Source organism: Streptomyces sp. NPDC058877 (assembly GCF_042742855.1).
Taxonomy (GTDB): domain Bacteria; phylum Actinomycetota; class Actinomycetes; order Streptomycetales; family Streptomycetaceae; genus Streptomyces.
Genome location: NZ_JBHYMF010000218.1, coordinates 1 through 10,678, shown reverse-complemented (window position 1 = coordinate 10,678; position 10,678 = coordinate 1). Strand labels below are relative to the sequence as shown.

7 protein-coding genes are annotated in these 10,678 nt (G+C 72.9%); all 7 read left to right on the top strand.

The features are described from left to right. Nucleotides 1-366 (top strand): hypothetical protein (locus tag ACFW2Y_RS31330; RefSeq protein ID WP_384885841.1); only part of this gene is annotated, 366 nt, incomplete at its 5' end. After that, nucleotides 363-2,297 carry a non-ribosomal peptide synthetase gene (locus ACFW2Y_RS31325; protein WP_384885840.1) on the top strand — a complete coding sequence of 645 codons (1,935 nt, stop codon included), beginning with the start codon at nt 363-365 and terminating at the stop codon, nt 2,295-2,297. The genes ACFW2Y_RS31330 and ACFW2Y_RS31325, both read left to right, overlap by 4 nt. Next, entirely contained in the window at nt 2,290-7,017 is a 4,728-nt protein-coding gene (locus ACFW2Y_RS31320) for a beta-ketoacyl synthase N-terminal-like domain-containing protein (protein ID WP_384885838.1), read from the top strand. The genes ACFW2Y_RS31325 and ACFW2Y_RS31320 overlap by 8 nt, the downstream gene beginning before the upstream one ends. Before the next feature lie 2 nt (nt 7,018-7,019). Next, nucleotides 7,020-8,051 (top strand): MupA/Atu3671 family FMN-dependent luciferase-like monooxygenase, encoded by a 1,032-nt coding sequence (locus tag ACFW2Y_RS31315; RefSeq protein WP_384885836.1) that lies wholly within the window; start codon nt 7,020-7,022, stop codon nt 8,049-8,051. Further along, nucleotides 8,048-9,370 carry a condensation domain-containing protein gene (locus ACFW2Y_RS31310; protein ID WP_384885835.1) on the top strand — a complete coding sequence of 441 codons (1,323 nt, stop codon included), beginning with the start codon at nt 8,048-8,050 and terminating at the stop codon, nt 9,368-9,370. Before ACFW2Y_RS31315 ends, ACFW2Y_RS31310 begins: the two co-directional genes overlap by 4 nt. Continuing rightward, nucleotides 9,367-10,332, top strand: a complete 966-nt coding sequence (locus ACFW2Y_RS31305; protein ID WP_384885833.1) for an acyl carrier protein — start codon at nt 9,367-9,369, stop codon at nt 10,330-10,332. Before ACFW2Y_RS31310 ends, ACFW2Y_RS31305 begins: the two co-directional genes overlap by 4 nt. Nucleotides 10,333-10,364: 32 nt before the next feature. Beyond that, the coding region (locus ACFW2Y_RS31300) for a flavin reductase family protein (protein WP_384885831.1) at nt 10,365-10,678 on the top strand (314 nt) is incomplete at its 3' end.

Sequence of the window (10,678 nt, the reverse complement as noted above, 5' to 3'; positions counted from 1 at the left end):
GGCCGACCCCGGCTGGTCGGGGTCGGCCGGTTCTCCGCCCGGATCGACTTCAGCGTGGAACTCGGCAACCTCGACGTCCGCTACGCCGCCCGCTGCGGTGCCGGATACCGCGATCCGTCCTATGCCCGCGGCCTCACCGGAGTCACCCCCGCCGCCGGGGAGCACACGGTCACCGAGAACCTCCAACGGGCCCTCGACCTCGTCGCCTCCGGGGCCATCACGCCCGCCGCGATGAAACTGCCCCGCTTCACCCTCGACGAAGCCGACGAGGCCTACACACAGCTCAGACGGCGACCGCCCCACCCGGCCGCCCTCTTCCACCACGCCCGTTCCCGCAGCACCGCAGAACGGAAGGAGGCGTCATGACCGGCCCCCGCACCACCCACCACCAGCCCTTCCCCGAGGCCGAACGGGCCGGCACCCTCGTCCACCGGTTCCTGGAGATCGCCGCCGCCCACCCCGACCGGCCCGCCGTCGTCACCCCCCGCGCCCGCTGGACCTATCACGACGCCCAGGACCGCGCGGGCCGCATCGCCGCCGCCCTCGCCGGGGCCGGACTGCGCCCAGGCGACCGCGTGGGCCTGCTCTTCTCCCACGGCGCGGAGATGATCGCCGCACTGCTCGGCGCCCTCCAGGCCGGACTGTCGTACGTGCCCCTCGACGCGGCCTACCCCGAGCAGCGACTCGCCTTCATGGCCGAGGACGCCGGCGTCCGCGCCATCGTGTCGGGCGGCGACGGACCCGCCGCCGCCGCCCGGCTCGCGGCAGGACTCCCCGCACTCCCGTACGACGAACTCGTGGGCCACCCCGAGCCGCTGACCGCCGTCCACGCGGAGCCCCGTGCGGAGGCGTACGTCCTCTACACGTCCGGTTCCACCGGCACGCCCAAACCCGTCGCCCAACTGCACCGCAACGTCCTGCACCACACCCGTGCCTGGACCGACGGACTGCGCATCGGCCCGCAGGACAGGCTGTCCCTGCAGTCCGCGTACAGCTGGGACTCGGCCGTCCAGGACACCTTCGCCGCCCTCCTCAACGGCGCCGCCCTCTACCCGGTCGACCTCAAGGCCCTGGGCATCACCGGCCTGCTCGACTGGATGGCCGACGAGCGGATCACCGTCTACCACTCCACCCTCCCCGTCTTCCGGGCCCTCGTCCGTGCCATGGCCGCACGAGGGACCCGACTGCCGGCCGTGCGCATGCTGGCCCTCGGCGGAGACACCCTCCACCTGGCCGACCTCGACTCCTACCGCCGCATGTTCGCACCGCACTGCCAGATCGCCGGAGCCTACGGTTCCACCGAGTGCTCCTGCGCCCTGCTGCGCGTCGAAGGACCCGACTACCGCCCGCCCACCGGAGTGTTCCCCCTCGGCCGACCCGTCACCGGCACCACCGTCCGGCTCGTCGACCCGGAAGGCGACGACGTCCAGGGGCCCGGAGAGGGCGAACTGGTCGTCACCAGCCCCTACCTGGCACCCGCCGCCGTGACGGACGGCACCACCTACCGGACGGGCGACCTCGCCCGGCGCCTCGACGACGGCACCCTGCTGCTCATCGGACGCCGCGACTTCCAGGTGAAGATCTCCGGAATCAGGGTCGAGACGGGCGAGGTGGAGAGCGCCCTCAAGGAACTTCCCCAGATCCACGAGGCCGTCGTCATGCCCTTCACCGACCGCCTCGGCGAACGGCAGCTCGCCGCCCACCTGGTGCCCTCGACGGGCAGCCGGCCCGGCCCGACCGAGCTGCGCGCGGCACTCCGCCGCACCCTGCCCGACCACGCCGTACCCACCGCCTACGTGCTCCTCGACGAACTTCCGCTGACCGCCAACCACAAGATCGACCGGGCGGCCCTCCCGGACCCGCTCACCGCTGCGGTCCCGGCCGCCCCCCACCACGGCATCCGGCGCGGCAACCCGGTCGAGCGCGCCGTCGCGGACGCCTGGCAGGACGTGCTCGGCATCCCCGTGACCGGCCTCGACGACAACTTCTTCGACCTCGGCGGCACGTCCCTGCGCATGGCCGCCGTCCACGAACGCCTCACCCGCACCGTCGCCCCCGACGTACGGATGACCGACCTCTACCGGGCGCCCACCATCCGCGCCCTCGCCCGCCTGATCGGAGCCCCACCCGGCACCGACGCCCCGGCGGCCTCCGGCACCACCGCGGGCGAGGCCCGCGGCTCCCGACGCCTCACCGCACGGGGACGGCGCCGGACACCGCCCCGCACACCGCAATCCACGAACCGTCCCGCCTCAGGCGCGGACCGAACCACCGCCTCTGGAGGGACCCGTGACTGACGTCAAGCACGACGACCCGGCCCTGGACGGCCTCATCGCCGTCGTCGGACTCGACTGCCGGGTGCCCGGTGCCCGCAACCACACGGAACTCTGGCGCACCCTGCTCGACGGCACCGACCACATCACCGAGGTCGACGAGGACGCCCTGCACACCGCCGGCGTCCCGGCCACCAGGCTCGCCGACCCCCGCTACGTGCGCCGGGCCGCCACCGTCGAGGACGCCGACCTCTTCGACGCCTCCTTCTTCTACCTCAGCGCACGCGAGGCCGAGCGGATGGATCCGCAGCTGCGCCTCTTCCTCCAGTCCTCCTGGTCAGCCCTCGAACACAGCGGCCACGACTCGGAGCAGTACGCCGGACGCATCGGCGTCTTCGCTGGCGCCCTCGCCAGCACCTACCTCCTCGACAACGTGCTCACGGGGGAGAAGGGCTTCAAGGGGTCCGTCGCCGACATGCGCGAGGACCTCGCGACGCTGATGGGCAACGACCCCAACTACCTGGCGACCAGGGTCTCCTACCACCTCAACCTCACCGGTCCCAGCCTCTCCGTCCAGACGGCCTGCTCGACCTCGCTCGTCGCCGTCCACACCGCCGTCCAGAGCCTCCTCTCGGAAGAGTGCGACCTTGCGCTCGCCGGCGGCGTCGCCCTGCGCTTCCCACAGGAGACCGGCTACCTCTACGAGACCGACGGCATCGCCTCGGCCACCGGCACGGTCCGCCCCTTCGACGCCGCCGCCGACGGCACCGTCTTCGGCAACGGCACGGGCGTCGTCGTGCTCAAGCGCCTCGCCGACGCCGTCGCCGAGGGCGACACCGTCTGGGCCGTGATCCGCGGCTCGGCCATCGGCAACGACGGCGCCGACCGCGTCGGCTACACCGCCCCCGGCGTCAACGGGCAGGCCGCCGTGCTCTCCGAGGCCCTCGCCGTCGCCGGGGTCGAACCGGGCGACGTCAGCTACCTGGAAGCCCACGGCACCGGCACCCGGATGGGCGACCCCATCGAACTGACCGCCACCGCCCAGGCCTACGACGTGGACGGCGCACAGCCGCTCACGATCGGCTCGGTCAAGGCGAACCTGGGACACCTGAGCGCGGCCGCCGGCGTCATCGGACTCATCAAATGCGTCCTCATGCTCCACCACCGCACCCTGGTGCCCACCCCGCACCTCACCGAGTGGAATCCCGAACTCCCCGTCGGGGGAACACGGTTCCGGATGAGCACCACCACCGAACCCTGGCAGGACGACAACGGCCCCCTGCGCTGCGCCGTCACCTCCACCGGCATGGGCGGCACCACCGCCCACGTGGTCCTCGAAGAGGCACCGGCCCGGACCGCCGACGGCCGCAGCCGGGCGACGCCGGTCGTGGTCCTCCCGGTCTCCGCCAAGTCGCCGACGGCACTGGAGAAGGCCCGTGCGGCCCTCGCCGACCACCTGGAGGCCACCGCCCCCCAGGAGACCGGCCCGTCGGGCGACCTCGGCCTCGGCGACACCGCGTACACCCTCGCCACCGCGCGCCGGACCTTCAACTACCGGGCCGTGGTCACGGCACCGGACCGGGCCACGGCCGTCCGGGCCCTCAGGACCGGCGACCCGCGCCACCTCCACCAGGATTCAGGCGAGCCCGCCGACCGGCCGGTCGTCATGCTCTTCCCCGGCCAGGGGGCCCAGTACGCCGGCATGGGCCGGGACTGGTACGAACACCTGCCCGTCTTCCGCGACGTCCTCGACGAGTGCGCCGAGCTCCTCCGCCCGCACCTGGGCCTCGACCTGCGCGACGTGCTCCACCCCGAGCCGCGCGGGCACCAGGGCGAGCGGCACGACATCAACCGCACCCGGCTCACCCAGCCGGCCCTCTTCGCCGTCGAGTACGCGCTGGCCCGGCAGTGGACGGCATGGGGCCTCAGGCCCACGGCGCTCGTCGGCCACAGCGTCGGCGAGTACGTCGCGGCGACGCTCTCCGGCGTCTTCCGGCTCCAGGACGCCCTGCGGGTCGTCGCCGAACGCGGCCGGCTGATGGACGAACAGCCGGGCGGCTCCATGCTCGCGGTGATGCTCGCGCCCGACGAGGTGACGCGCTACCTCGACGACACCGTGGCCCTCGCCGCCGTCAACGAGCCGTCCGTCTGCACCGTCGCGGGCCCCAAGGAGGCGATCCGCGAGCTGACGTCCCGCCTCACCGCCGACGGCGTCGCCCACCGCAAGGTGGTCACTTCGCACGCCTTCCACTCGGCGATGATGGACCCCGTCGTCGCACCGCTCACCGAGATCCTGCGGACCGTCGAACTCCGTCGCCCGCAGATCCCGTTCCTCTCCAACCGGACCGGTACCTGGATCCGCGACGAGGAGGCCACCGATCCCGCCTATTGGGGCGGCCACCTCCGCGACACCGTGCGGTTCGCGCAGAACATCGCCACCGTACTCGCCGACGGTGCCCCGGCATTCCTCGAAGTGGGACCCGGACAGACCCTGGCCACCTTCACCCGCCGCCACCCCGACCGCGAGACGGGCGTCCCCGTCGTCACGTCCGCGGCCCGAGGACGTGACGCCGGCGCCGATCTGACCGCGCTGCACACCGCCCTGGGCCGCTTGTGGGCCGCCGGACTCCCCGTCGACTGGGCGGGCCACCACGCCGGCCACGGCCGCGGCCGGGTGCCGCTGCCCACCTATCCGTTCGAGGGGCTGCGCTACTGGATCGAGCGCGGCGCCGGCACCGTCTCCGGCACCTCCGGCGCACCCGGCACGAGCGTTCCCAAGCTCCCCCTCGACGAGTGGCTCTCGGCACCCGTCTGGCGGCAGGCCATCGGCACCCCCGACACCCCCGCCAGCCCGATCACCGAACCCGTCCTCCTCTTCGCCGACCGGGACGGCACCGCGGCCCGGCTGGCCCGACACGCCTTCGCCGGCCGGGTGTACACCGTGCACGCCGGTGGGCAGTACGGCCGCGACGGCGACGCCTGGACGGTGAACCCCGAATCGGAGGAGGACCACGACCGGCTCGTCACCGACCTGCTCGGCGAGGAGGCCTTCCCCGCCCGCATCGTGCACGCCTGGTCGACCGCCCCCCTGCCACCCGAGCACGGCATCGAGCGCTTCGAGGAGGCCCAGCGGGCCGGCCTCTACAGCCTGATCGCCCTGGTGAAGGGCCTCAGCGCCCATGACGTCACCCTGCCGCTCCAGTTGGACCTCGTCAGCTCCGGCGCCTATGCGGTCAGCACGGCCGAGCCGACCCCCGCCGCCGAGCGCGTCTCCCTCGCCGTGGCCGCCCGCGTCATCGGCCAGGAACACGGAAACATCGGCTCCCGCCACTTCGACCTGCCGGCCGACCCCGACGAGCAGTCGCTGCGGACCCTCGCCGCCGAACTCGCCGCCCACCGCCACCCCGAGGTCGCCGTCACCCTCCGCGGCGTGACCCGCTGGATCGCCGAGATGGCACCCGTACGGGCCGACTGGACCGCCGACGCCGAATCCCGGCTCCGCGCGGGCGGCGTCTACCTCATCACCGGCGGCCTCGGCGAGATCGGCACCACCATCGGCCGTTGGCTCCACCGCGCATGCGGAGCCCGCCTCGCCCTCCTCACCCGCGAGCCGCTGCCCGCCCGCGAGACGTGGGACGACTGGCTCGAGAACCACCCCGCCACCGACGAGACCTCTTTGAGGATCACCCGGTTGCGCGGCCTCGAGGCGGAGGGGGCCACCCCGTTCCTCGTCAACGCCGACGTCGCGGACGAGGACGGGCTGCGCGCCGCCTTCGAGAAGGCCGTGGCCCAGTTCGGAACGGTCCACGGCGTCGTCCACGCGGCCGGCCTGCCCAGCGAGCAGTGGGACCGCGCCATCACGGCGGCGAGCGTCGAACAGTGCCGCTGGCACTTCGTCTCCAAGGCGCACGGCCAGATCGTCCTGGAGAAGGTCCTCGCCGATCATCCGGTGGACTTCTGCCTGATGCTCTCCTCGCTGGCCGGTCTCCTCGGCGGTCTGCGCCTGCTCGGCTACGGCGCCGCCAACCACTTCATGGACGCGGCGGCCGAGCGCGCCAACCGGGGCCTGGACCGCACCGTGTGGATCAGCGCCGCCTGGGACGTGTGGCAGCACCACCAGGACGAGAAGCGGGCGATCTCCGCGATCGGCCGCAGCATGGACGACAAGGCCATCCAGCCCGACGAGGGCCTGGAGACGATCCGCCGCCTGCTCACCCTGCGCGACGTCTCCCACGTCGCGGTCTCCACCTGGGACATCGACTACCGGCTCGACCAGTGGGTGCGCAACGACCAGGTCACCCGGCCGACCCAGGGCGCCTTCGCCGCCCGTGCGACGAACGGCGGGGAACCGACCGCAGGCGACCTCGTCGAGCAGGTCGCGGCCCTCGTCCGCGGTCTGCTCGGCGCCCCGGAGATGCCGCTCGACGCGGACATCTTCGAGTACGGCGGCGACTCGCTGCTCATCGTCCGGCTCCTGTCTGACGTCCGCACCCAGTTCTCGGTCGAGGTGCCGCTGGCCGACGTGCTGGGCGAGGCGACCCCGAGGGCGTTGGCCACCCTCGTGCAAGAGCGCTTCGACGCCGCACGCGAGGACGACGACCGTCAGGACGAGGGCGACGAAGTCGCCGCGCTGACCGCCGAGCTGGCCGGATTGGCTCCGGAGGAACAGGAACGACTGCTGGCCACCGGGGCCGGCACCGACACGGACGCGGCGATCGCCGCCGGCCCGGAACAGGGGAACTGACGGTGGACTTCAGCCTGATCTTCTTCTCGGGAGACGAGAAGAACAAGTACCGCTTCGTCCTCGAAGCGGCCAAGTACGCGGACGAGCACGGGTTCACCGCGATCTGGACCCCCGAGCGCCACTTCCACCGCTTCGGGGGCCTCTACCCCAACCCCTCCGTGCTCGGAGCGGGCCTCGCCATGGCCACCCAGCGCCTCCAGATCCGGGCGGGCAGCGTCATCCTGCCCCTGCACAGCCCGATCCGCGTCGCGGAGGAGTGGTCGGTCGTCGACAACCTCTCCCGCGGTCGCGCCGGCATCGCCCTCGCCACCGGGTTCAGCCCGCTCGACTTCGCGATCAACCCCTCCGGCTGGGAGGACCGCCGCAACCGAACCTTCGACGCCGTGACCACGCTCCGCGAACTCTGGGAGGGCGCCCCCGTCTACGTGCAGGACGGCCTCGGCAACCACGTCGAGGTCGAGCTGCACCCCCAGCCCGTCCAGCCCGAGCTGCCGATCTGGCTCACCTGCACCAAGAGCGCGGACACCTTCGAGACCGCGGGCCGGCTCGGCTGCAACGTCCTCACCGCGCTCATCGACATGACCAACGAGGAACTGGAGGAGAAGCTCGCGCTCTACTACAAGACCCTGGAGGAGTACGGGCACGACCGCGACTCCACCACCGTCACGCTGATGCTGCACACCTTCATCGGCAGCGACCTGGACGAGGTCAGGGAGACGGTCCGGTCGCCGTTCAGCGACTACCTGCGGTCCTTCTTCACCGTCATCGACTCGCAGAAGAAGAACCTCGCCCCGGGCGCGGGCGTCCGCGACATCTCGCAGAGCGACCAGGACGAACTCATCAAGTTCGCCTTCGACAAGTACTTCGAGAAGGGGGCCCTCCTCGGCACCCCCGACTCGTGCGGCGCGGTCGTCGAGCGCTTCCACGGCATGGGAGTCGACGAGATCGCCTGCCTCATCGACTTCGGCGTCGACGAGGACCTCGTCGTCCAGAGCCTGGAGCACCTGAACGAACTGCGGAGGCGGTACGCATGACGGGTGACCTCGCCGCGCGCATCGCGGCCCTGACCCCCGAGCAGCGAGCCCGGCTCCGCGCAGCACTCCCCACGGCCCGGCGCCAGCCGGAGCTCACCCCGGGCCAGCAGCGCCTGTGGCGCACCCACCACCAGGTGGGCGGCCGTCCCGTCGACGTCGTCTGCCAGGCCGTCCACCTCACGGGCTCCGTCGTCGACCTCGACCGGATCGCCGACCGGATGCTCGCCTTCGCGGCGTCCCACGAGGCGTTGCGGACCACCTTCGAGACCGACGGCGGCACCGTGCGGCCCGTCATCCGCGACACGTTGCCGCCCCGCCTCGTACGCACCCGCTGCCGGGACGAGGCCGAGGCGCACGCCCTGGCCAGGAGCCAGGCGGAGGAACCCTTCGACCTCACGGCCGGACCGCTCCTGCGGGTGACCCTCGCCGAGGGACCCGCCCCCGACGAGGCATGGCTCCTCTTCGCCGTGCACAACCTGGTCTTCGACGCATGGTCGTTCGAGCTCCTGCTCGACGCGCTCGACACCGGGACCACCACGGACACGAGCTCCGGCACCTTCGACCGCTTCGCCGCGGACCAGCACGCCTGGGTACGAAGCCCCGAGGGCCGGGCGGCGAAGGCCCATTGGGCGGCCGAGACCGCGGACGCCCCGCCGCCGCTGCCCACCGACCGCCCACGAACGGACGGGACTACGAGGAACGGCGCCCGCGTCGACTTCGCGCTGCCCATCGCCGTCGCGGACGCGGTCGCCGCGGGGGCGAAGCGCGAGGGCGCCACGGCCTACGCCGGATGGCTCGCCGTCGCCTGGGCGGCGCTCGCCGAGTTCGGCGGCTCCGACGACGTCCTGCTCGGCACCTTCACCACCGGCAGGACCTCCCCGGACAGCCACGACGTGGTGGGCTATCTGCTCAACGTCCTGCCGGTGCGCCTGCGGGACAGTGGCGACGGCGGCCACCGGGACCGGTTGCGGTCCGCCCGCGACATCACACGGACCGGCCTGCGGCACGCCGCCTACCCGGGCGAACTGATCGCGGACACCCGACGCCTGGCGGGCACGCACCCGCTCTTCGACGTCGTCTTCGTCTTCGACAACCTCGGCAGCGAGGAACGCCGCGTCCAGGGTGCCCGCGCGACCTCGGTGGACCTCGACAAGGCGACGGCCCGCTACGACCTCACCCTGGCCGTGTACCCGGGCCCCGAAGGCGTCACGGGCTGGCTGGAGTTCGACACCGCCCTCTACGACGAGTCGACCGTACGCGGTCTGGCCGGACGCTTCGCCGCGCTCGCCACCGCCGCCGCCCAGGAGGTGGACCGATGATCAGAGCACGGCTGTGTGCCCCCGCGTACGAACTGGGAGAGTACGCCGAACCCGTGACGGAGCTCCCGGAACTACTGGCCGACCCCCGGGCCGCCGCCGAGTTCACCGCCCCGGGCGCCGGGTTCCACACGTACCACTGGTCGGACGCACCCGTCACCGAGCTGATGGCCCAGGCGATCCGCAGCACGCTCTCCGACTCCGGCGTTCCGGCCTCCGAGATCGACATGGTGCTGCTGGCCACCGACTCCCTGCCCAGGGACCGCTCCGCCCACCGCGACGTCGCCGAGCTCCTCGAAGAGACGGGCATCTCCCGTGCGACGGCCGTCACCACGGGCTTGATGGACTGCGCCACCGCCATGGTCGCCGTGGGCACCGCCGCCTCCTACGTCCGTGACGGTTCGGCCCGGCAGGTCCTGGTCGTCTCCGGCGACCTCGCCGCCCGGGCGACGGGCGGCGAGCGGATCGTCGCCGGGGGAGCGGCGATCGCCAGTGACGCGGCGGCGTCCGTCCTGGTCTCCGCCACCGCGAGCGGCCTGCCCGTCCTGGGCATGGCCCACCACTCGGACGCCCGTCTCCACCGGGCCGGGGCTCCCCAGCAGCAGCTCCTCGCCCGGGTCGCCGCACACCGGGAACTGTTCGCCCGGCTCGCGGCCCGCCGGGACGGGGGCGGGCTCGGCGACGTGCGGACGGTGCTCCCCAGCAACTTCTCCGGCAACGTCCTGGAGCTCTACCTCAGCGACGTGAGTCTCGGCGGTGACCGGCTGTTCAGGGCCAACGTGGGCCGCATCGCGCACTGCCTGGGCAGCGACCCGCTGATCAACCTCGCCGACCGCCTGGCGGAGCGGAAGCACACCGAGTCGGAGGACGGAACGCTGGTTCTCTTCGGCGCGGGAGTCTCCCACCTCGCTGCGGTGCTGCTCGGCGCGGCACCGCTGCCCGTGCGGACGGAGGCAGTGTCCTGAGCAGCACGACGACCACGCCCACGAGCACCGCCGTGCCTCCCGGCGCGGATCCGGCAGGCCGGTCCGGGGACGCCTCGGGGGCCGGTTCCGGCGAGGAGCTCCGCTCCGTCGCGCGCCGTCTCGCCACCGGCGTCACCGTGGTGACGAGCGGGACCGGCGACGCCGTGCACGGCATGACGGTCAGCTCCTTCACCACGCTCTCCCTCACACCGCCGCTCGTCTCGTTCTCGGTCAAGGTCGGTGCCCGCATCCGAGGGCCGATCGAGACCACCGGCGCCTTCGTCGTCAACCTCCTGGCCGCCGAACAGGAGCCGCTCGCACGCTGGTTCGCCGATCCCGACCGCCC